The organism is Yinghuangia seranimata (genome assembly GCF_029953285.1).
GTDB lineage: Bacteria > Actinomycetota > Actinomycetes > Streptomycetales > Streptomycetaceae > Yinghuangia > Yinghuangia seranimata.
The window spans coordinates 21949-43389 of sequence record NZ_JASAOI010000035.1; the positions used below are offsets into that span (position 1 = coordinate 21949).

Here is a 21441-nt window from a genome sequence, read left to right on the forward strand (position 1 = left end):
CAAAGCACAGGCACGAGCCCCCACTGGCCGACGACGCGCAGACGATCAACCCGACGGCCTGCCACACCACTCACGGGGACGCCGCGCGCCGAGGACGCGGGCAGGGGCACGCGGCCGTCGGGGCGACCCGGGACAGGCGGGTGTCCTGACGCCGTGAGATCGGGGTGACGCGGTCTGTGCTGGGCACGAAGTCGCCCGTCGACGGCCGCCTGCCTGCCGAAGGTCGCTGCCGCGAGGCCCCGCCGCTGCGCTGGACGGGCCCGCGCGAGCAACGGCGGGGTAGAAGACGGCGGGCGGTCGTCGGGACGCGCCCCGGGACGCGCGGGCATCGTGGCGCCACGAGGAGGTCGAGTGAGGCGCTCTCCTCAGGGGACGAAGCCGCGCATTGAGGGACCGCCTGGCCCGAGCACCCGACGACCCACGAGGCCGCCGCGCACGGGTGGGAGTCGCCTGCCTGCTGACGGTCGCTGCCGCGATGCCTCCGCCACTGCGCAGGACGGGCCCGCGCGAGCGACGGCGGGGTACGGGGCGGGGCTCGTCGGGGGTCAGGCCCTTGTTCGGTAGTGGTAGTGGTGGTGGTCGGTGAAGCCCAGGGTGTCGTACAGGGTCCGTGCCGGGGTGTTTTCTGGTTCGACCGAGAGATAGGCCAGGACGGCGCCTTCTGAGAGGGCTCGTGTGGTCAGGGCGGCCATGACGGCGCGGGCCAGGCCTTGGCGGCGGTGGGGTGGGGCGACCTCTATGGCGGTGAAGTTGGCGAGGCGTAGGCCGGTGCTGAGGTCGACGGTGCAGCGGCCGATGGCGACGGGGGTGTCGGCGGTGGTGGCCTCGGCGAAGAACGTGCCTCGGCTGCCCGTGAGGACGTGGCGGGCGGCGTCCGCGGCGGGGCCTGACGGGGCGGTCTTGTGGTAGACGCTCATCCAGTCGGCGTCGAGCTCGTCGGTGACCGTGACGGTCAGGCCGTCGGGGACGGTGACCCCGGTCAGGCGGTCGTGGACGGCGGCGAGGCGGGCCGTGCGGACGATCGCGGAGGCCTCCGTACCCCAGCCCCGTTCGGCCAGCTGGAGGTCCAAGGGGGAGCCGACGACGACCTGGAGGCGGGTCGGTAGGCCGCGGTCGGTGTACCAGCGTTCCGTGTGGGCCAGGGCCTCGTCGAGGGGCACGCCGGGCTCGTCGAGCGGCAGGACCGAGTTGGCGCGCCGGGTGAACCCCGCCGCCGCGCGCAGGTGCCACCCGCCGAGCGCCTCGTGTTCGACGGCCGGCCACGCCCGGTCGAGGGCGGCCTGCAGGACGGCGGGCGCGAGGGCCGAGGGTCCGCGCGTCGGAACAGCGGGCACGACTTTGCCCGCGACGAGTGTGTGTTCCGCCACCCGGGTGACGGTCCCGTCCTTCCGGGTGATGGTCAGAACTCCGTCGGTCCAGTCGCTGAGTTCGCCCACGACGTCGCCGTACACAGGGGCCTCTCCGGGCGGCCCCAGAAGGCGCCGAACCGACACCCTGCGCCCGACGTCCCCGGGTGTGATCCGGTTCACCTGAACCCCCGCCTGACTTTGCTGACCTGAGACCGTGATCTCTGTTGGTATGGGCCCGCTAGGAGATAGCCCGGGACCACCGCGATACTAGTGACGGGCATCGACGTTGCCGCGCTCCCGCGCATCTGTAACGACCCAGGCGTAGCCCGCCTAGAGGAGGAATCCCACGTGACGTACGTCATCGCGCAGCCCTGCGTCGACGTGAAGGACAAGGCTTGCATCGAGGAGTGCCCCGTCGACTGCATCTACGAGGGTGAGCGCGCCCTCTACATCCACCCTGACGAGTGTGTGGACTGTGGCGCGTGTGAGCCGGTCTGCCCCGTCGAGGCCATCTTCTACGAGGACGATGTCCCGGAGCAGTGGAAGGACTACTACAAGGCGAACGTCGAGTTCTTCGAGGACCTCGGCTCGCCCGGCGGCGCCTCCAAGCTCGGCCTGATCGAGAAGGACCACCCGATCATCGCCGCGCTGCCGCCGCAGAGCGAGGACGACTGAGCCTCGTGACCGCGACGCACGACAGCACCGCGCCGTCCGCCCCTGCCCAGGGGTGGGCGGCGCGGCGCGTCTCCGCCCGCCTGCCGGAGTTCCCGTGGGACCGCCTCGAGGTGTTCAAGGCGACTGCGGCGGAGCATCCGGACGGCATCGTCGACCTGTCGGTCGGCACCCCCGTCGACCCGACGCCGAGGCTGGTCCAGGACGCGCTCGTCGCCGCCGCCGACTCGCCGGGCTACCCGCTGACGTACGGCACGCCGGCGCTGCGTGAGGCGGTGGCCGACTGGCTGCGCCGCCGACTCGGTGTGACCGGCGCGGACCCGGCCGCCGTGCTGCCGCTGATCGGCACCAAGGAGCTGGTCGCCGGGCTGCCCGCGCTGCTCGGCCTCGGGCCGGGCGACAAGGTGCTGCATCCCGCGCTGGCGTATCCGACGTACGACGTCGGCGCGCGGCTCGCGGGTGCCGAGCCGGTCCCCGTCGCTGCCGGCGAGACCCCCGACCCCGAGGGCGTCCGCCTGGTGTGGCTCAACTCGCCGGGCAACCCGCACGGAGCGGTGAGCACCGTCGAGGAGCTGCGCGAGGTCGTGGCGTGGGCGCGCGGCATCGGCGCGCTGGTGGTGTCGGACGAGTGCTACATCGAGCTGGGCTGGGACGCCGAGCCGGTGTCGGTGCTGCACCCGGACGTGTGCGGCGGCTCCCACGAGGGGCTGCTCGCGCTGCACTCGCTGTCGAAGCGCTCGAACCTGGCCGGCTACCGGGCGGGGTTCGTCACCGGCGACCCGGCGGTGGTCAAGGAGCTGCTGGCGGTGCGCAAGCACGCGGGCATGATCGTCCCGGGCCCCGTGCAGGAGGCCATGCGGGTGGCGTTCGGCGACGACGAGCACGTGGCCGAGCAGAAGGCGCGGTACGGGGCGCGGCGCGCGCAGCTGCGCGGCGCCCTGGAGTCGGCCGGCTTCCGGATCGACCACTCCGAGGCCAGCCTGTACCTGTGGGCGACCCGCGACGAGCCGTGCTGGGACACGGTGGCGTGGCTCGCCGAGCGTGGTGTCCTGGTTGCGCCGGGCGACTTCTACGGGGTCGCGGGCGAGCGGCACGTACGGGTCGCGTTCACCGCGACCGACGAGCGGGTCGAGGCCGCCGTGGAGCGGCTGAAGTCGGCCTGAGGGCCGGCGGCCGAGACGTGTGATGTGCGGGGCGGGGCTCGGTCCCGCCCCGCACATCCGGGGGTTCCGCACGACGGATCCCGGCGGGATCCGGCTGATCGTTCTCGGTCGGTGCAGACCGGCTGTGATCAGAGGGACTGCGGAACCTCGCGGAGCGGCGTGCTGACGCCGCCGACGGTCTCGGCCGCGTTGGTGACCAGGTAGTTCTGCGTGCCGGTCGCGAGCGCGGCGTCGGCGTAGGGCAGCGCGGAGTTGAGCGACTTGTCGGTGTAGTAGCCGGCGATCGGCAGCGCCGGGTTGAGGCCCCACATCGCCGGGCCCAGGACGGACTCCTCGAGCTGCCGGCTCGCCATGTCGGCGGCCGTCGTCGGGACCGCGAGGTCGGGCTGGCTGATCCCGCCGACCGCGGGCAGCGGCAGGTCGGCGGCCTGTGCGGGGGCGGCCGCCAGGACGGGGGCCGCGCCGGCGGCGACCAGCAGCGCGGCCTGGGCCACACGGCGCGGGAGGGTGCTCGACATCGCGCTCCTCAAGAACACATCGGTTGGCCGGAGACAGGACCCGGCGCCCGTGCCGTTGGGGGCTCGGACGCCGGGTATATCTGCCGGAGCACCCGGAAGGTTCCGGGCACTGCGCCATGTGAGGGGATGAATTTGCGCGGTGTTCGGCTCGCCTGTGCGAACGCCGCGGCCCGGCCGGTGCCGTCGACCCTGTCGGCTCAGTCGGCGTAACGAATCCGCACGGTGCCCGGGTCGGGCGCGGCGCTCTTGCCGCCCTTGGACTGAGCGGTCGTCCAGCCGTCGCCGCCGTCGGAGCGCGACCACACCTTGCCGTCGTACGCGATCTCGCGGATGCCGAGCGTCTTGGCGTGCGCCAGCGCCCACTCGGCGACGACCCAGCCGCGGTCCGTCGCGCCGGGGCGGACGGTCACCGTGCCGGGGGTGTCCTCGCCGATCGACTGCGTGGTGAGCGCGCCCTTGAAGTCGTCGGTCAGCGCGTCGCGGATCGGCGCCGCGGTGGCCACGCCGGGCTTGCCCGTGAGCGTGCAGGTCATGCCGGCGGGGACGCGCCCGGACAGCGCCCCGGCGAACGCGGCGGCGCGCGGCTCGTGGCGGGCGTACGCCTCGGGGAACGCGCTGCGCTGCACCTTCTGCGCGGCCTCGGTCAGCGGCAGCGTGGGCCAGTCCTTGACCTTCACCAGGGCCTCGTAGAACTTGCCGGCCGCGTACGACGGGTCGGTGATCTGCTCGGCGGTGCCCCAGCCCTGCGACGGCCGCTGCTGGAAGAGCCCCAGCGAGTCGCGGTCGCCGTAGGTGATGTTGAACAGCTTCGACTCCTGCAGCGACGTCGCGATCGCGATCGTCATGGCGCGCTCGCCCTGCGGCAGGGCGCGTGCGTTCGCAACCGCGGCGATGGTCGAGGCGTTGGCCGCCTGCTCGGGGTCGAGGCGGACCTCGGTGCCGTCGGCGCCCTTCGCGGTGCACTCGTCGGAGGCGCCGCCGCCGGGGTTCAGGATCTTGACCACGGCGACGCCGACCGCCGCGAACAACCCGAGCACGACGGCCAGCGCGATCGCCCAGCCGACTATGCCGCCGCGCCCGTCCGCCTGCTCGTCGTGCTCTGAAGTGCGTTTTCTCTGGCCCACACGGCAAAGACTATGGTGATACGCATGCCTGGTGCCCTGGACCTCACGCGTGACGCCGCCCATGTGACCGCCCAGCTGGTCGACGTCCCGTCGGTGAGCGGCGAGGAGAAGGCGCTCGCGGACGTCGTCGAGGAGGTGCTGCGCGGGCTGCCGCACCTGACCGTCGACCGCGACGGCGACGCGGTGGTCGCCCGCACCTCGCTGGGCCGCGCCGAGCGGGTCGTGCTCGCCGGCCACCTGGACACCGTGCCGATCGCCGACAACGTGCCGTCGCGCCTCGACGGGCCGCTGCTGTACGGGTGCGGCACCTCGGACATGAAGTCCGGCGTCGCGGTGCAGCTGCGGCTCGCCGCGCTGCTGACCGCGCCCAGCCGGGACATCACCTACGTCTTCTACGACAACGAGGAGGTCGAGGCGCACCGCAACGGCCTCGGCCGGCTCGCCCGCAACCGCCCCGAGTGGCTCGCGGGCGACTTCGCGGTGCTGCTGGAGCCGACCGACGGCGTCGTCGAGGGCGGCTGCCAGGGCACGCTGCGGGTGCGGGTGACCACCGAGGGGCGTCGCGCGCACTCGGCGCGCTCGTGGCTCGGCGACAACGCGATCCACAAGGCCGCGCCGATCCTCGCCGCGCTGGAGGCCTACGAGCCGCGCGTCGCGGTGATCGACGGGCTGGAGTACCGCGAGGGCCTCAACGCGGTGGGCATCGAGGGCGGTGTGGCCGGCAACGTCATCCCGGACGCCTGCTCGGTGCTGGTCAACTTCCGCTTCGCGCCGGACCGTTCCGAGGCCGACGCGGAGGCGCACGTGCGCGAGGTGTTCGCGTCCGCGGTGGCGCGGGGCGCGACGGTGGAGCTGACCGACTCGGCCCCGGGCGCGCTGCCCGGGCTCGGGCAGCCGGCCGCGGCGGCGTTCGTCGAGGTGGTCGGCGGCGAGCCGCGCGCCAAGGTCGCGTGGACGGACGTCGCGCGGTTCTCCGCGCTCGGCGTGCCCGCGGTCAACTACGGCCCCGGCGACCCGGCGAAGGCCCACACCCGCGACGAGTACGTCGAGGTCGCGCAGGTGCTGCGGGCCGAGGAGCGGATGCTCGCCTGGCTGGGCTGATGAACCGCACGTGCCTCGGGCGTGACCGCCCGGTGCCTGCGCGTACCGATCGGATGATGTGATCGCGACAGTCGGGCAAATACCTCCGTCTGATCGCCCGCCGTGCCAGTGTTGTCGGCATGGACACGCGCTACACGCCCGAGGAACCCCCTGAGTTCGCGACCCCCGCCGAGCTCGCCGCCGCACACCCGACGACCGTCCGGCACCTGGGCGCCGAGGCGTGGCGGGTGCTGCGCATCCAGTCCGAGTTCGTGGAGGGCTTCGGGGCGCTCGCCGAACTCGGCCGGGCGGTGGCGGTCTTCGGATCCGCGCGCACCCCGGTCGGGACCCCCGAGTACATGCTCGGCGAGCAGGTCGGCAAGGCCCTGGTCGAGGCCGGGTACGCCGTCATCACAGGCGGCGGGCCGGGCGCGATGGAGGCGGCCAACAAGGGCGCGCAGGAGAACGGCGGCACGTCGGTGGGCCTCGGCATCGAGCTGCCCTTCGAGCAGGGCCTCAACCCGTACTGCGACATCGAGCTGAACTTCCGCTACTTCTTCGTCCGCAAGACGATGTTCGTGAAGTACGCGCAGGGCTTCGTCGTGCTGCCCGGCGGCATCGGCACGCTCGACGAACTGTTCGAGGCGCTCACCCTCGTCCAGACCCGCAAGGTCACGCACTTCCCGCTGGTGCTCATCGGCCGCGACTACTGGACCGGCCTGGTGGACTGGCTGCGCGACCAGGTCGTCGCGACCGGCAAGGCGTCCCCCAAGGACCTCGACCTCATCCACATCACGGACGACGTCGAGGAAGCCGTGCGCATCATCGTGAACGCCGACCTGCTGCTCGAGGAGGCCGAGGCCGCCGCGCGGCGCGCCAAGGAGGAGGCCGAGCGCCGCGCCTGCGGCTGACCCGCGGTGGGCCTCGGCTGACGTGACGCCAGGGGCGTGCGGGCCGACTGCGCCAAAGGGACGAACGGTCGACTGACCGGCATCCCGCCGACCGGCGGTGTTCACCGGGACGACACCGCCACGCGGGAGCGTGGCTGCGCCCGGTACGCCTCCCGGCGCCGGTGACGCGCGTTGATCACGCGGGTCCGTCCACTTGAGCAGGAGATCCGATGTCGCTGTCCCGTAGAGGCTTCCTGGGCCGCTCCGCCGTGGCCGGAGCCGGTATCGCGTTCGTCGGCAGCACCGAGGTGCTGCTCGCCCCCGGAGCCTTCGCGGCGCCCCGCGACAACCAGGACGACCAGGACGACGAGCGCCGCGGCCGCCCGTCGTTCGGCTACGGCCCGCTGGTCCCGGACCCGGCCGGCCGCCTCGCGCTGCCCGCGGGCTTCTCGTACCAGATCGTCAGCCAGGCCGGCGTCACCAAGCTGGAGTCGGGCCACTTCACGCCGAGCAACCACGACGGCACCGGCGCGTTCGACCGCGCGGGCGGCGGCAGCGTGCTCGTCAACAACCACGAGCTGCGCGGCAAGCTGGCCGACTGGCCGCTCCCGGTCCCGCACATCGAGGGCTACGTCTACGACCCGGGCGTGGCCGGCGGCTGCACCGTCGTCGAGGCGGACCGCCACGGCCGCCGCATCCGCGAGTACGTCGGCGTGGCCGGCACCTCGACGAACTGCGCCGGCGGACGCACGCCGTGGGAGACCTGGCTGACCTGCGAGGAGACCGAGGACCTGGCGGGCCAGAACGGCGCCACCAAGGACCACGGCTACGTGTTCGAGGTCGAGCCGTACGACAAGCACGCCAACCGCGACCCCAAGCCGATCAAGGCGCTGGGCCGGTACGCCCACGAGGCCGTCGCGGTCGACCCGCGCCGCGGCCACCTCTACCTGACCGAGGACGCCGGCAACCCGAACGGCCTGCTCTACCGCTGGGAGCCGCCGCGCGGCTTCCGCCACGGCCGCGGCCGCCTCAAGGGCCTCGCCGACGACGCGGGCACGCTCGCCGCGATGCACTGCCTCGACGCCGCCGGCAACCACGTCGACGACCTGTCGCGCGCCACCGAGATCGGCACCACCTACCAGGTCAAGTGGGTCCCGGTTCCGGAGCGCGACGCGCGCAAGACGGCGGTCCGCAAGCAGTTCACCAACAGCGACGTCACCCGCGGCCGCAAGCTCGAGGGCATCGCGTGGAACGAGACCGGCGTGTACGTCGTCACGTCGTTCGCCCGCGCCGAGAGCCCCGTCGCGCACGACGGCCAGGTCTGGTACTACGACCCGGCCCGCCAGCGCATCACGCTCAAGCTGCGCTACGGCGTCAACCCGAACCCGGCCGTGGACGGCGCGTTCGACAGCCCGGACAACATCACCGTGTCGCCCCACGGCGGCGTCATCCTCGCCGAGGACGGCGAGGGCATCCAGCACCTGGTCGGCGCCGCGAGCAACGGCCGCTCCTACCCGCTCGCGCGCAACGACGTGAACATGGGCACCCCGGAGAAGCCGGAGTACAGCGAGTTCACCGGCCCGACGTTCTCGTCCGACGAGAAGATCCTGTTCGCGAACGTCCAGGAGCCCGGCACCATGTTCGCGATCACCGGCCCGTGGCGGCACCACGCGGAGCTCTGACCCGGGCTCCGGCCTCCGGCGTACCGCCGGACCACTGAACGACCTCTGACCGGCACGCCGCGGCAGGGGATCACCGGCGGCGCAAGGACGGCGGCGACGTCGGGCGGTTGACGACCGCCTCGGTTGAGGGCGGCGGTTCGTCGAGCAGGGAAATACGGGGGAAGGGCCCCGCGTACCGGAAGGATCGATCCGGTGCGCGGGGCCCTGTCGTCCCGTCGGCGTTCGTCGTACGCGCGGTCAGGCCAGCGCGCGGCGCGCCACCGCGGGCGCCCGCGTGCCCTGGATCGTCGCCACCATGTCGAGCACCTGGCGCGTCTCGCGGACCTGGTGCACGCGGTACAGCCGCGCGCCCAGCCACGCCGACACGGCCGTCGTGGCGAGCGTGCCCAACAGCCGTTCGTTGACCGGCGCGTCGAGCGTCTCGCCGACGAAGTCCTTGTTGGACAGCGACACCAGCACCGGCCACCCGGTCTCGGCCATCTCGCCCAGCCGCCGGGTCGCCTCCAGCGAGTGCCGGGTGTTCTTCCCGAAGTCGTGGCCCGGGTCGATGATGATCGCGTCGCGGCGCACCCCGAGTCCGAGCGCGCGCTCGGCCAGGCCGACCGTCACGTCGAGGATGTCGGCCATGACGTCGTCGTAGCCGACCCGGTGCGGGCGGGTGCGCGGACGCGCGCGCCCCGCGTGCGTGCACACGATGCCGACGCCGTACCGCGCGGCCACCTCCGCGAGCTTCGGGTCGACGCCGCCCCACGCGTCGTTCAGCAGGTCGGCGCCGGCCTCGCAGACCGCCTCGCCGACCTCGTGCCGCCAGGTGTCGACGCTGATCACGACGTCCGGGTGGCGGCGGCGCACCTCGGCGACGAACGACACCGTGCGGCGCATCTCCTCGGCGGCGTCCACCTCCGCGCCCGGGCCGGCCTTGACCCCGCCGATGTCGACGATCCCGGCGCCCTCGGCCACCGCGCGCTCCACGGCCTCCAGCGCGGGGCGGTCGTCGAACGTCGCGCCCTTGTCGAAGAACGAGTCCGGCGTGCGGTTGACGATCGCCATGATCACGTGTTCGTCGTCGGCGAACTCGCGCGGCCCCAGCCTCAGCATCGCCACCCGTGCCTCCAGTTCATGCGTTCCCGTGCCGTGCGCACGCCGTCGCGGCGTTCCCGCGGCAGGCGGACATCCCCACCCCAGATCGTGGCACGATCGTCCCGTGCACGGCCGACAGGGGGCCGTGCCTGCTGCCGATCAGGGCTGCCGATCAGGTCAGGGGAGTGTCCGGTGTTCTGGATCCAGCTAGTCGTCGTGACCGGCGTGGTCTTCGTGGTCGCGGCGGTGGTCCTCGGCGCGGGCGGCACGCTGCCCGACGCGTACCCGGACCGCCCCGACCTGTCCTGGACCACCGACCGGCCGCTGACCGTCGAGGACGTCGACCGTGTGCGGTTCCCCGTCGTGCTGCGCGGCTACCGGATGAGCGAGGTCGACTACACGCTCGACCGGCTCAGCGCCGAGCTGTCCGCGCGCGACGCGCGGATCATGGACCTCGAGTACCGGCTCGCGGGCGTGCTGCCGGCGGGCGTCGCGGCGCCCTACACGCCGATGACCGTCCAGATGCCGCCGCCGGGCACCCAGGCCGCTCCCGACACGACCCCCGCCCAGGGCGACACGCCCGGTACCGGCGACCGTTCCGCGGGCCCCTCGGGCGGGCAGGACCGTACGGAAGGCGGACAGGCGTGAGCGACGAGCAGAAGGCCGTGGAGGCCGCAGAGCCGGGCGCGGTCGTCGTCGGCGAGGACGGCCTCGCACGCTGCCCCTGGGGGCTCAGCACGCCGGACTACGTCGAGTACCACGACACCGAGTGGGGCGTCCCGGTGCACGGCGACGACGCGCTGTTCGAGCGGCTGTGCCTGGAGGCGTTCCAGTCCGGCCTGTCGTGGATCACGATCCTGCGCCGCCGCGAGGGCTTCCGCGCGGCGTTCGACGGCTTCGTGATCGACAAGGTCGCGGTGTTCGACGACAAGGACGTGACGCGGCTCCTCGCGGACCCGGGGATCATCCGCAACCGCTCCAAGATCGAGGCGTGCATCGCGAACGCGAAGGTCGCCCAGAACCTGTCCGGCGGCCTCGACGCGCTCATCTGGGCGCACGCGCCGACCCCGAAGGGGCGCACCGCGCCCCGGACCGTCTCCGACGTCCCCGCGACCACGCCGGAGTCCGTGGCGCTGTCGAAGGACCTGCGCAAGCAGGGCTTCAAGTTCGTGGGACCGACGACGGCGTACGCGATGATGCAGGCGTGCGGCCTGGTCGACGACCACCTGGCCGACTGCCACGCCCGTCGTACGGTCTGACCCGGGCCCGACGAGGCCAACACGCTTGGCAGCACGGCCCGGTGGCCGAACGGCACGCGCTCCGCGCGGCCGCGAAGCGGGCGACCCCTCCCGCGATCGCTAGCGCCCGCCCGCATACCCTCCCGTCCACGCGCGAGCCTTCCGCCCGCCCCGCCCCCGCCCCGCGTGCGCGGGGCGCGGGCGCGAGGGCGCGGGCGGGACGGGAGGCGATGCGCGACGCCGCCTTACTTGCCGGTGAACTCCGGCTTCTGCTTCGTCAGGAACGCGTCGACCGCGATGCGGTGGTCGTCGGACCTGCCCGCGCGCAGCTGGAGTTCGTCCTCCTTCGCGAGCGCGTCGACGATCGAGTGGTCGGCGGCGTACGCCAGCGACTCCTTGATCGCGCCGTAGGCGACCGTCGGGCCGGACGCCAGCTTCGCGGCCAGCTCGCCCGCCGCGGCGGCGACCTGGTCGGCCGGGACGACCCGCGTCGCCAGGCCCAGCTCGAGCGCCTTCGCGGCCGGGATGGTCTCCGGCAGCATCAGCAGCTCCGTGGCGCGGGCGTGCCCGACCAGCCGCGGCAGCGTCCACGACGCGCCCGAGTCGGCGGTCAGCGCGACGCCCGCGAACGCCAGGTTGAAGCCCGCCGTGTCCGCCACGACCCGGAAGTCGCACGCGAACGCGATCGCCGCGCCCGCGCCGGCCGCCACGCCGTTGACCGCCGCGACGACCGGCTTGCGCATCGTCGCGAGCGCGGTGACCAGCGGGTTGTAGTGCTCCGACACCGTCGCGAACGTCGCCTCGGGGCTCTTCTGCAGCAGCTCGATGTGCTGCTTGAGGTCCTGGCCCACGCAGAACGCCCGGCCGGTGCCGGTGAGCACGACCGCGCGCACCTGGTCGTCCTCAGCCGCCCGCAGGACCGCGTCGCGCAGCGCGACCTTGGTGTCCGTGTCGAGCGCGTTCATGGCGTCGGCACGGTTGAGGGTGATGGTCGCGACGCCGTCGGCGAGGTCGTAGAGCACGTTGTCGGCCACGAGGGTCTCCTGTACGTGAGGGTCATCCGGCGATTACGGACAGGTCCGCCAGGTCAGCATGCCGGACGCCGCTCCGGCGGCCGCCTCGGCCCCCGTACCGCCGTCGTCCCACCCGTGGTCCCGCCGTGCCGCGCCACCGTCTCCGGCAGGTCGGCGGGGATGCGCGGAAACCCCGGAAAACCGGGCCGGGAAGGCCCACGAGTCGGTCGTCCATGACCGATGTTGCTCACCCCACCGCCGTATGCGGGATAATGGGGCCTGATCAATGCGCTCGAAGACCGGTGGCCGGATGAGCACCGGTGTGTCGATATGCAGGAAGGGGAACGAGCATGGCGGCCATGAAGCCGCGGACGGGCGACGGCCCGCTCGAGGTGACCAAGGAAGGGCGGGGCATCGTCATGCGCGTTCCGCTTGAGGGTGGAGGGCGGCTCGTTGTCGAGCTGACCCCCGACGAGGCGGGTGCGCTCAGCGAAGCGCTGGCCAACGCCACGGGCGCCAAGGCCTGACCTTCCCGGTGCCACCCTCGACCGTGTCGCGGTGAGCAGCGGCCCCGGCCGGTATGTGTTCAGGGAGTTCCAACGCGGATCGCAAGATCCACGGAGAACGGGACGAATCCGTGAGAACGTACCGGCTGGGGCCGTCGCATGCCCGCACACGGTCGTCGTCGTACCTCCGCCACGCCCGGCGCGGGGCGGTAGCGGTCAGGCCTTCTTGACCGCGCAGAGCAGCCCGTCGCCCACCGGCAGCAGCGCCGGCACGAGGGCGTCGTTCTCCCGGACCGAGCGCAGCACGTCGCGCACCGCGGTCGACTCCGCGTCCCGGTGCGCCGGATCGGCGACCCGGTCGTGCCACAGAGCGTCGTCGAAGCACACCAGGCCGCCCGGGCGCAGCAGGCGCAGGGCCTCGGCCAGGTACTCGCCGTACTCGCTCTTGTCGCCGTCGCAGAACACCAGGTCGTAGCCGCCGTCGGCGAGCCTCGGCAGCACCTCCAGCGCGGGGCCGGGGATGAAGCGGGCCCGGCCGCCGGAGAATCCCGCCTCGGCGTACGTCTCCTTCGCGATCCGCTGGTGGTCGGGCTCCAGGTCGACAGTCGTCAGGACGCCGTCGGCGCGCATGCCGCGCAGCAGGTGCACACCGGACACGCCGGTGCCGGTGCCGATCTCCGCGACCGCGCGGGCGCCGGTCGCGGCGGCGAGGAAGCACAGCGCCGCGCCCCCTCCGGGGCTGATCGGCGTGACGCCGACCTCCCGGGCGCGGTGGCGGGCCTGCACGAGGACCGCGTCCTCGCCGGCGTACGCCTCCGCGAAATCCCAGCCGGCCTGGCGGTTGCTGGAGATGGCTTCCTCCTCGCGTCGGGGCGCCCGGGGACCAGGGCGGCCGATTTCCGCAAGAGTAATGGAGCCCGCCCCGGGTCACCGGGGGTCCGGGCTCGCGTCGTGGCAGGTCGGGGCGGTGGTACGGGTCCCCCCGACGGGCGGCGGGGGAGCACGGCCGGAAAACGTGGCGAGGTCGGGACGCCGTGTCGGGAACCTGGCGGGCGGGTGGCTCGTTGGCCACTTCGGAACAGGAAAACAGCAGGTTCGTGCTGCCGGTCCGGTGCCGGGAGGCACTTATCCGGGCTTAACAGGCAGGTTGTCTATGGTGGTTGCGCTACTCGAAAGAGGAGGTGTGGCAGTGGACGACCACCGCGGGGATCAGACCGCTCCTCGCGCCGTCGCGCCTATGCCAAATCACGTGGCCGAAGCCGCAAACGCAACCACCGATCGCATGCCCGCCCCCGTCGTCGCCGACACCATGGCGCCGTCCGGGGACTTCGCGCCGAAGGCACCCGTGGAGGGCACGACCGCCCGCCCCGGCGCCGACGCGTGGACCCCGCCGTCGTGGGAGGACATCGTCCGCACCCACTCGGCACGGGTGTACCGACTTGCCTACCGACTGAGCGGCAACCCGCACGACGCGGACGACATCACGCAAGAGGTGTTCGTCCGGGTCTTCCGATCGCTGTCGAGCTACACGCCCGGCACGTTCGAAGGCTGGTTGCACCGGATCACCACGAACCTGTTCCTCGACATGGTGCGGCGTCGCCAGCGCATCCGGTTCGAGGGTCTCGCCGACGACGCGGCCGAACGGCTGCCCGGGCGCGAGCTCTCCCCGGCCCAGGCGTACGACGACGCGCACTTCGACGCGGACATCCAGCAGGCGCTCGACGCGCTCGCCCCGGAGTTCCGCGCCGCCGTCGTGCTTTGCGACATCGAGGGCCTGTCGTACGAGGAGATCGCCACCACGCTCGGTGTGAAACTGGGGACCGTTCGAAGCCGCATCCACCGCGGCAGGTCCCAGCTCCGGGCGGCGCTGCGGCACCGTGCCCCCCGGACCTCCGCCGACCGCGAGGACCACCCGGGGTGCGCGTCGGTGCAGAGATGAGGGCACCGTGACCGGTTCACCAGCCGGGGTGGCAGTCTGTACTGCTAGTTCTGCGGCTTTGGGAGCAGGCCAGTGAACCACCCCGAGGACAAGCTCGCCGCCTACGTGGACGGCGAGCTTGGGCACGAGGCCAGGGAGAAGGTCCTGGCCCACCTGGCGCAGTGCGCCGAATGCCGCGCCGAGGCCGAGGAGCAGCGGCGCGTCAAAGCGCTGCTCGCGCAGAGCCGGACGCCCGCGCCCTCGACGGACCTGATGGCGAGACTGCTCGCGCTGGGCGCCGGCGACGGTGGCCCCGGCGGCGAGGGCGAGGAGGCCGCCCCTCCTCGCGTCCCAGGGGCCGTCGCGCCCCTGACCGGCCGTGTCCCCGTTGCTCCGCCGCGCCCGCGCGGAGCCACCGGCCCGCGCCAGGGCCGGCCCAACAACGCCCCCGCACGGGTCCGACCGCCGGTCACCCGGCGCCGCCTCACGTTCGCCGCGGCGGGCGCGTTCTCGGTGATGGCCATGGCGCTCAGCAGCGCCGTCCTCACCAACGGCCCGGCCGGCGGATCGGCGGGCCGCCCCGCGGCCCCCGTCGTCGAGCGCAACCTGGTCGAACAGGCCGGCACCTTCGGCGCCGCCGCGACCCAGGCCCCGGAGACCCTGCAGCCGGCCGCCCTGACGGGCCAGACCCGCCCGCTGGCCGACCGCTCCCCGACCGAGGTCCCGACCGGCGCCCGCCGCCGCTGACCCGTCCGTCGACGACACGCCCCGCCCTGTTCGGAATCCGGACCGGGCGGGGACACTTGTGCGGGACCATTCGACGAAAGAGTGGCGCGGCCGCAACACGGAGGAACCCCGCATGACCGACGACCAACCCGCGGCCGCAGGTGCACACGACGGGCCCACCCCGCCCGCACCGGAGGGCGAGAGCCCGACCCCGAGCCACGACCACGGCCACGACGCCGTGCCGGACGCTCCGACCGCCGGGGGCACGTGGCCGGTGGGCGACGCGGATGCTCCAACGGGACCTGGTGCGCATGCCGAGCCGCACGCGAGCGGCACGGGCGCGGGCGACCGGACAGCCGTGCAGGCCGCGAGCGACGCGGGTGCACGCGACGGCGTCACGCCGCCCGCGGCTGGGAGCGCGGGTTTGACGCCGGGTCAGGGCCACGGCCACGACGCCGTGCCGGGCGCTCCGACCGCCGGGGGCATGTCGGCGGCGGGCGATGTGGGGCAGGCGTCCGCTGCGGGGGCGTATTCGGCTTATGGGGGCCAGCAGGGTGGGGCTGGTTGGGGGGCTGGGCAGGGTGGGGGCGTGCCTGGGTGGGGGTTTCCGCATCCGGCGGGGCAGGCGACTGTTCCGCCCTATTACGGGACTCCGTACGGGTGGCCGCAGGCGTATGCGATGGCGGCGCCTGTCAAGGAGCCCCGGGAGCCGGTCAAGTGGACGTGGCGGGTGGCGGCGGGGTTGGCGTGTGTGGCGTTGGCGGCCGGGGCCGTCGGGGGTGGGGTCGGCGCCTGGTGGGTGAACCGGGGCGAGTCGAGTGTGACGTTGCATCAGCCGGTGGCGTCGGGGCCTGAGCGGCCGAAGGGGACGGTCGCCGGGCTGGCGGCCAACACGTTGCCCGGGGTCGTTTATATCCATGCCGTGAAGGACGGCAAGGAGGCCACCGGCACCGGGTTCGTGCTGGACGGCAACGGCGACATCCTCACCAACAACCACGTCGTGGCGGACGCCGTCGACGGGGGGACGATCCGGGTCGTGTTCAACGGCGGCGAGGTCGCCGTCGCGGGGGTCGTCGGCCGGGACACGGGCTACGACCTCGCCGTGATCCGCGTCGACCACGTCAAGGGCCTGACCCCGTTGACGCTCGGCAACTCGGACGCGGTGCAGGTCGGCGACCCGGTCATCGCGATCGGCGCCCCGTACGACCTGGAGGGCACGGTCACCACCGGCATCATCTCCGCGAAGGACCGCCCGGTCAGCGCCGGCGGCGGGGGTGACGCGGTCTCGTACATCAGCGCGTTGCAGACGGACGCGCCGATCAACCCCGGCAACTCGGGCGGCCCGTTGATCGACGCCGCCGGCCGGGTGATCGGCGTCAACTCGGCGATCCGTTCCGCCGGCGGCGGCGAGGACCCGTTCGGCGGCGAGCACGCGGCCGGCAGCATCGGCCTCGGCTTCGCCATTCCGATCAACCAGGCGAAGCGCGTCGCGCAGCAGTTGATCGACAAGGGTTCGGCCGTGCACCCCGTGATCGGTGTCACATTGGACGTCGGTTACACCGGTGAGGGCGCGCGGGTCGCGGAGAGCGCCGCGAAGGACCAGCCGCCGGTGCGTTCGGGCGGTCCCGCGGACCGGGCGGGGGTCAAGCCGGGCGACGTCATCACGGCGATCGACGGCAAGAAGGTCACGGACGCGAACGGCCTGATCGTCGCGGTCCGCAGCAAGGCGCCGGGCGATCACGTGAAGCTGACGGTGCAGCGTAGCGGCCAGGAGCTGGCGTTGGACATGACGTTGGAGGGCGAGGGCGGCAAGCGCTGAACGCCCAGGCGTACGGCGCGCGCGAGGGCGGCAAGCTCAAGCGCGCGCCATGGCCTGGTCATGACGGGGGCATGACTGTCTGATCACATCTTCGGGCTAACCCGACAAACCAGACATTTCGCCGAAGAGGCCGGTGCCGGTCTCCGGCATCCGCCGTTACTGTTGTTGGGATCCGGTCGGCCGACCGGCTCTCGCCGCGCATCTCGTGGAGTCCAGGTGTTCGACGTCGGTCCGCTGGAGATGGTGGCGCTCATCGTCCTCGCGATCGTCATCTTCGGCCCCGACAAGCTGCCGAAGATGGTCGGCGAGGCCGCCCGCACGATACGCAAGTTCCGGGAGTTCTCCAGCAACGCGCGCTCCGACCTGCAGAAGGAGCTCGGCCCGGAGTTCGAGAACATCAAGTTCGAGGACCTCAACCCGAAGACGTTCGTCCGCAAGAACCTCATGGGCGACGACGACGCGCTCGGTCTCAAGGAGTTCGGCGACATCCGCCAGGACCTGACCAAGCAGCTGCGCTTCGAGGACGACGTGAACGGTTCCGCGAAGCCGGCGGCGCACCCGATGGAGAAGAACGGCACGCGCGTGCAGCCGGGCGAGCGCCCCCCGTACGACGCCGACGCCACCTGACGCGTGTCGGCGGAACAGCCGTAGTCTCGTCCCCCGTGCGACCCCCGAAACGGCGGGTCGTGGGCGATTGCCGCACACGCACCGGGCCCAAGGCCGTACCGTGCGAGAGCGGCACCCGGTGACGCGCTGGTGCGTCGCGCGAGCAGACAAGGCGAAGCATGGACACGATCAGCCACGCAGGCGTTCCGGACGAGGTGGTGGAGGACACGGTCGCGGAGGGGGCGGTCCCGTCGCTGTTGGACCAGTACCTCGCGGCCGATTTCCCGTGGTACGGCCTCGACGAGGGCTGGGACGGCCGCCGCTGGCTGGCCTCGGTGTGCCAGGGGCGTGAGGGCCTGGAGTACGGCACGCTGGGCCACGGCGACGCGCCGAGCCGCCGTCCGAGCGACCCGACGCCGCGCAGGTTCGTCTCGGTGGTGACGGTGCCGCAGCGCGACCGCCGCCCGAGCGGCGACGGCGCGGGGCTGCTGGAAGCCACGTCGATGGCGAGCGCCGCCTCGGTGGCCGGTGTCGCGCTGCTGGCCGACAGCTGGCCGTGGGAGCTGGACCGCGAGCTGCGCCAGGAGTGGATGGACCAGCAGACGCACCTGGCCTGGGAGTTGGCCGACCACCTCGACGGCGACGGCTGGACGGGCCTCGCGCTGCCGGTGAACGGCGTGCCGAGCCGGTTCCGCTACCGCGAGTCGGAGTACGGCTGGGTGCTGGCCGGCCAGGCCGCGGGCGTGTATCTCGGTGTGTACGGCGTCGGTGTGAGCGCGTACGGCCTGGGGCTGTCCCTGATGCCGGGGCTCAAGGCGTACGACACCCCGTAGGGGCCCCGCGCTCCGCGAGGCCGCCAGGACAACGGACGAGGCCCGGTAGCGCCGCTCAGCGGCGCGTACCGGGCCTCGCACGTTCCGGCTCGCGTCCCGACAGAGAGCCGGGACGCCCCCGGTCAGAACTTGCGCTTGGGCGTCAGCCCCAGCTGCATGCCGCTGAGCCCGCGCGACCGGTTCCCCAGCTTCGCCGCGATGCCGCGCAGCGCGACCGCCGCCGCCGAGTCCGGCGCGTCGAGGACGACCGGGGTTCCGGTGTCGCCGCCTTCGCGCAGCCGGGTGTCGATCGGGATCTGGCCGAGCAGCGGCACCTTGGTGCCGGTGGCCTGCGACAGGCCGTCGGCGACCCGCTGGCCGCCGCCGCTGCCGAAGACGTCGAGGATGTGGTCGTCGCAGTGCGGGCACGGGAGCCCGGACATGTTCTCGATGACGCCCGCGATGGTCTGCCGGGTCTCGACCGCGATGGTGCCCGCGCGCTCGGCGACCTCGGCCGCGGCCTGCTGCGGCGTCGTGACGACGAGGATCTCGGCGTTCGGCACCAGCTGCGCGACGGAGATGGCGATGTCGCCGGTGCCCGGCGGCAGGTCCATCAGCAGGACGTCGAGGTCGCCCCAGAACACGTCGGCGAGGAACTGCTGGAGCGCGCGGTGCAGCATCGGCCCGCGCCACACGACGGGCGCGTTGCCGGGCGTGAACATGCCGATGGAGATGACCTTCACGCCCTGCGCGGAGGGCGGCATGATCATGTTCTCGACCTGGGTGGGCCGCCCGTCGACGCCGAGCATGCGCGGCACCGAGTGGCCGTAGATGTCCGCGTCCACGACGCCGACCTTGAGGCCCTGGGCGGCGAGCGCCGCCGCCAGGTTCACGGTCACCGACGACTTGCCGACGCCGCCCTTGCCGGAGGCCACGGCGTACACGCGGGTCAGCGACCCGGGCTGGGCGAACGGCACCTCGCGCTCGGCCTGGCCGCCGCGCAGGTGGCTCGCCAGCTCCTTGCGCTGCGTGTCGCTCATCACGTCGAGTTCGACGTCGACCGCGGTCACGCCGGCGACGCCGGCGACCGCGGAGGACACCCGGGTGGTGATGGTGTCGCGCATGGGGCAGCCCGCGACGGTCAGGTAGACCGCGACCTTGACCCGCCCGTCGGGGGCGATGTCGACGGACTTGACCATGCCGAGCTCGGTGATCGGCTTGTTGATCTCGGGGTCGTCGACGGTCGCGAGGGCGTCCCGCACGGCGTCTTCCGAGACCGCGGTCCGCGGACCGTCGGATTCGAGGGTTGCCATACCAGTGAGCTTACGTCCCCGCGGAAGGGCCTCAGCGCCGGGGCGCCTCGATCCCCGGGCCCCCGTCGGGGCCGGGGAGGTCGCTCTGTGACGCGAGCCACGCGTCGGCCTCGCGCCGCTCGTCCAGCTCCTTGATCATCGACTGCAGCTCGGAGCGCACGAAGTCGCGCGTCGCGACCTCGCCGAGCGCGATGCGGAGCGCGGCGATCTCGCGGGTCAGGTACTCGGTGTCGGCGATGTTCCGCTCGTTGCGCGCCCGGTCCTGCTCGAGGTTGACGCGGTCGCGGTCGTCCTGCCGGTTCTGCGCCAGCAGGATCAGCGGCGCCGCGTAGGAGGCCTGCAGCGACAGCGCGAGGGTCAGGAAGATGAACGGGTACTCGTCGAACTTCCAGTCGCCGGGCGCCACGATGTTCCACAGCACCCACAGGATGATGGTGCCGGTCATGTAGACCAGGAACCGGCCGGTGCCGAGGAACCGCGCGATCCGCTCGGAGAACCGGCCGAACGACTCCGGGTCGTAGTTCGCGAACGGGCTGAACCGCCGCCTCGGCAGCCTCGGCTGGTCGAGCCGCGGCCGACGGCGCCGCTCGTCGGTGGCGGTGCCCCGCTCCTCACGCGCCATGCAGGCGGCTCCTCACCTGAGCGGTGTCCACGCGGTACGGCTCGCCGTGCGCGGCGCCCTCGCGCCAGTCGGTCGGCAGCAGGTGGTCGAGGACGTCGTCGACGGTCACCGCGCCGAGCAGGTGGTCGTCCTCGTCCACGACGGGCGCGGCGACCATGTTGTACGCGGCGAGGAAGCTCGTCACCTCGGCCAGCGGGGTGTCCGGGCGCAGCGGCCGCAGGTCGGTGTCGACGACGGCGCCGACGAGCGTGAACGGCGGGTCGCGGAGCAGCCGCTGGAAGTGCACGGTGCCCAGGTACTTGCCGGTCGGCGTCTCGGTCGGCGGCCGGCACACGTACACCTGGCTGGCGAGCGCGGGCGACAGGTCGGGGTTGCGGACCAGCGCGAGCGCCTCGGCGATGGTCGCGTCGGGCTCGAGGACGATCGGCTCGGTGGTCATCATGCCGCCGGCGGTGTCGTCCGAGTAGGTGAGCAGGCGGCGGACGTCCTCGGCCTCGTCGGGCTCCATGAGGTCGAGCAGCCGCTCCGCGGTGGCCTCGGGCAGCTCGTTGATGAGGTCGGCGGCGTCGTCCGGGTCCATCGCCTCCAGGACGTCGGCGGCGCGCTCCTCGCGCAACTGGCCGAGGATCTCGACCTGGTCGTCCTCGGGCAGCTCCTCGAGGACGTCCGCGAGCCGGTCGTCGTCGAGTGCGGCGGCCACCTCGACGCGGCGCTTGGACGACAGGTTGTGCAGCACGTTCGCGAGGTCGGCGGCGCGCAGCTGCTCGAACGTCGCGAGCAGGTTCGCGGCGCCCTGCTGGTCCTCGGGGCGCTCGAACCCGGTGACCGCGTTCCAGTCGACGGTCAGCGTCTCGCCGCGGCGCCGGCGCAGCGCGGAGCCGCCGCCGGACTTCTGCACGAACAGCTTGCTGACGTTCCAGTCCCGCCCGCGCCCCGCGCTCATCGCGACGTCGAGCACGGTGACCTGGTCGCCGGTCTCGCCGAGCGAGACGCGCCGGTCGAGCATCTCGGCGAGCACCAGCGTCTCGGTCGGCCGCTGCTCGAAGCGGCGCATGTTCACCAGGCCGGTCGTGATGACCTCGCCGGTCTCGACACTCGTCACGCGGGTCATCGGCACGAAGATGCGGCGCCGCGTCGCGACCTCGACGACGAGGCCGAGCACGCGCGGCGGCTGGCCGGCCGAGCGCAGCGCCACCACGACGTCGCGCAGCCGCCCCACCTGGTCGCCGCCCGGGTCGAACACCGCGGCGCCGGACAGATGCGAGATGAACACGCGGCCCGGCGTGCCGTTCATGTCCGCTCCTCTCGAC

At 73.1% G+C, this 21441-nt stretch carries 22 protein-coding genes; 13 read left to right on the forward strand and 9 right to left on the reverse strand.

Going from position 1 to position 21441, the window contains the following annotated elements; genetic code table 11:
- Positions 1 to 545: 545 nt before the first annotated feature.
- The gene (locus QI554_RS22575; protein ID WP_425528030.1) at positions 546 to 1529 is read right to left on the reverse strand and encodes a GNAT family N-acetyltransferase; all 984 of its coding nucleotides are present in this window, start codon (positions 1527 to 1529) and stop codon (positions 546 to 548) included.
- Between the two features lie 168 nt (positions 1530 to 1697).
- Here QI554_RS22575 and fdxA point away from each other — a divergent pair, with 168 nt between their 5' ends.
- Together fdxA and dapC are read left to right on the forward strand one after the other, a co-directional pair.
- Positions 1698 to 2024, forward strand: coding sequence for a ferredoxin (gene fdxA / locus QI554_RS22580; RefSeq protein WP_281472010.1), 327 nt, complete (start codon positions 1698 to 1700; stop codon positions 2022 to 2024).
- Between the two features lie 80 nt (positions 2025 to 2104).
- Positions 2105 to 3184 carry a succinyldiaminopimelate transaminase gene (gene dapC / locus QI554_RS22585; RefSeq protein WP_281472038.1) on the forward strand — a complete coding sequence of 360 codons (1080 nt, stop codon included), beginning with the start codon at positions 2105 to 2107 and terminating at the stop codon, positions 3182 to 3184.
- A 128-nt stretch (positions 3185 to 3312) separates the two neighbouring features.
- Here dapC and QI554_RS22590 read toward each other — a convergent pair whose 3' ends face one another.
- Positions 3313 to 3702, reverse strand: a complete 390-nt coding sequence (locus QI554_RS22590; RefSeq protein WP_281472011.1) for an ATP-binding protein — start codon at positions 3700 to 3702, stop codon at positions 3313 to 3315.
- 197 nt (positions 3703 to 3899) lie between these two features.
- Positions 3900 to 4826, reverse strand: coding sequence for a VldE C-terminal domain-containing protein (locus QI554_RS22595; RefSeq protein WP_281472012.1), 927 nt, complete (start codon positions 4824 to 4826; stop codon positions 3900 to 3902).
- Between the two features lie 24 nt (positions 4827 to 4850).
- Between QI554_RS22595 and dapE the strand changes: the two genes are divergently transcribed.
- The 3 genes from dapE to QI554_RS22610 all read left to right on the forward strand — a co-directional run bounded on the left by dapE (position 4851) and on the right by QI554_RS22610 (position 8478).
- The gene (gene dapE, locus QI554_RS22600) at positions 4851 to 5927 is read left to right on the forward strand and encodes a succinyl-diaminopimelate desuccinylase (protein WP_281472013.1); all 1077 of its coding nucleotides are present in this window, start codon (positions 4851 to 4853) and stop codon (positions 5925 to 5927) included.
- 119 nt (positions 5928 to 6046) lie between these two features.
- Entirely contained in the window at positions 6047 to 6817 is a 771-nt protein-coding gene (locus QI554_RS22605; protein ID WP_281472014.1) for an LOG family protein, read from the forward strand.
- Between the two features lie 209 nt (positions 6818 to 7026).
- Complete coding sequence (locus QI554_RS22610) at positions 7027 to 8478, forward strand: alkaline phosphatase PhoX (protein ID WP_281472015.1); 1452 nt, start codon at positions 7027 to 7029, stop codon at positions 8476 to 8478.
- Between the two features lie 237 nt (positions 8479 to 8715).
- On the opposite strand, the gene folP is transcribed toward QI554_RS22610, so the two are convergent.
- Positions 8716 to 9576, reverse strand: coding sequence for a dihydropteroate synthase (gene folP, locus QI554_RS22615; protein ID WP_281472039.1), 861 nt, complete (start codon positions 9574 to 9576; stop codon positions 8716 to 8718).
- Positions 9577 to 9750: 174 nt separating this feature from the next.
- Between folP and QI554_RS22620 the strand changes: the two genes are divergently transcribed.
- Together QI554_RS22620 and QI554_RS22625 are read left to right on the forward strand one after the other, a co-directional pair.
- A complete protein-coding gene (locus QI554_RS22620) occupies positions 9751 to 10206 on the forward strand; it encodes a DivIVA domain-containing protein (protein ID WP_281472016.1) in 456 nt (151 codons plus the stop codon).
- The gene (locus tag QI554_RS22625) at positions 10203 to 10817 is read left to right on the forward strand and encodes a DNA-3-methyladenine glycosylase I (protein ID WP_425528031.1); all 615 of its coding nucleotides are present in this window, start codon (positions 10203 to 10205) and stop codon (positions 10815 to 10817) included. The genes QI554_RS22620 and QI554_RS22625 overlap by 4 nt, the downstream gene beginning before the upstream one ends.
- A 224-nt stretch (positions 10818 to 11041) precedes the next feature.
- Here the strand turns inward: QI554_RS22625 and QI554_RS22630 are convergent, their stop codons facing one another.
- Positions 11042 to 11830, reverse strand: a complete 789-nt coding sequence (locus tag QI554_RS22630; RefSeq protein WP_281472017.1) for an enoyl-CoA hydratase-related protein — start codon at positions 11828 to 11830, stop codon at positions 11042 to 11044.
- Between the two features lie 329 nt (positions 11831 to 12159).
- Between QI554_RS22630 and QI554_RS22635 the strand changes: the two genes are divergently transcribed.
- Entirely contained in the window at positions 12160 to 12336 is a 177-nt protein-coding gene (locus tag QI554_RS22635) for a DUF3117 domain-containing protein (protein WP_235057699.1), read from the forward strand.
- A gap of 195 nt (positions 12337 to 12531) precedes the next feature.
- On the opposite strand, the gene QI554_RS22640 is transcribed toward QI554_RS22635, so the two are convergent.
- Positions 12532 to 13212 carry an O-methyltransferase gene (locus tag QI554_RS22640; RefSeq protein ID WP_281472041.1) on the reverse strand — a complete coding sequence of 227 codons (681 nt, stop codon included), beginning with the start codon at positions 13210 to 13212 and terminating at the stop codon, positions 12532 to 12534.
- Between the two features lie 412 nt (positions 13213 to 13624).
- Here QI554_RS22640 and sigE point away from each other — a divergent pair, with 412 nt between their 5' ends.
- The 5 genes from sigE to QI554_RS22665 all read left to right on the forward strand — a co-directional run bounded on the left by sigE (position 13625) and on the right by QI554_RS22665 (position 18217).
- Entirely contained in the window at positions 13625 to 14254 is a 630-nt protein-coding gene (sigE, locus tag QI554_RS22645; RefSeq protein WP_425528032.1) for an RNA polymerase sigma factor SigE, read from the forward strand.
- A gap of 72 nt (positions 14255 to 14326) precedes the next feature.
- Positions 14327 to 14980, forward strand: a complete 654-nt coding sequence (locus QI554_RS22650; RefSeq protein ID WP_281472019.1) for an anti-sigma factor family protein — start codon at positions 14327 to 14329, stop codon at positions 14978 to 14980.
- Positions 14981 to 15638: 658 nt separating this feature from the next.
- Positions 15639 to 16778, forward strand: a complete 1140-nt coding sequence (locus QI554_RS22655; RefSeq protein WP_281472020.1) for a S1C family serine protease — start codon at positions 15639 to 15641, stop codon at positions 16776 to 16778.
- 240 nt (positions 16779 to 17018) lie between these two features.
- Entirely contained in the window at positions 17019 to 17405 is a 387-nt protein-coding gene (locus tag QI554_RS22660) for a sec-independent translocase (protein WP_425528033.1), read from the forward strand.
- Positions 17406 to 17563: 158 nt separating this feature from the next.
- Positions 17564 to 18217 (forward strand): hypothetical protein, encoded by a 654-nt coding sequence (locus QI554_RS22665; RefSeq protein WP_281472022.1) that lies wholly within the window; start codon positions 17564 to 17566, stop codon positions 18215 to 18217.
- 122 nt (positions 18218 to 18339) lie between these two features.
- On the opposite strand, the gene QI554_RS22670 is transcribed toward QI554_RS22665, so the two are convergent.
- The 3 genes from QI554_RS22670 to QI554_RS22680 are packed head-to-tail and all read right to left on the reverse strand — an operon-like array spanning position 18340 to position 21425.
- On the reverse strand, positions 18340 to 19509 hold the full coding sequence (locus QI554_RS22670) for an Mrp/NBP35 family ATP-binding protein (RefSeq protein WP_281472023.1): 1170 nt from the start codon (positions 19507 to 19509) through the stop codon (positions 18340 to 18342).
- A gap of 31 nt (positions 19510 to 19540) precedes the next feature.
- A complete protein-coding gene (locus QI554_RS22675; protein WP_281472024.1) occupies positions 19541 to 20131 on the reverse strand; it encodes a DUF1003 domain-containing protein in 591 nt (196 codons plus the stop codon).
- Positions 20121 to 21425 carry a magnesium transporter MgtE N-terminal domain-containing protein gene (locus QI554_RS22680; RefSeq protein ID WP_281472025.1) on the reverse strand — a complete coding sequence of 435 codons (1305 nt, stop codon included), beginning with the start codon at positions 21423 to 21425 and terminating at the stop codon, positions 20121 to 20123. The genes QI554_RS22675 and QI554_RS22680 overlap by 11 nt, the downstream gene beginning before the upstream one ends.
- Between the last annotated feature and the right edge of the window lie 16 nt (positions 21426 to 21441).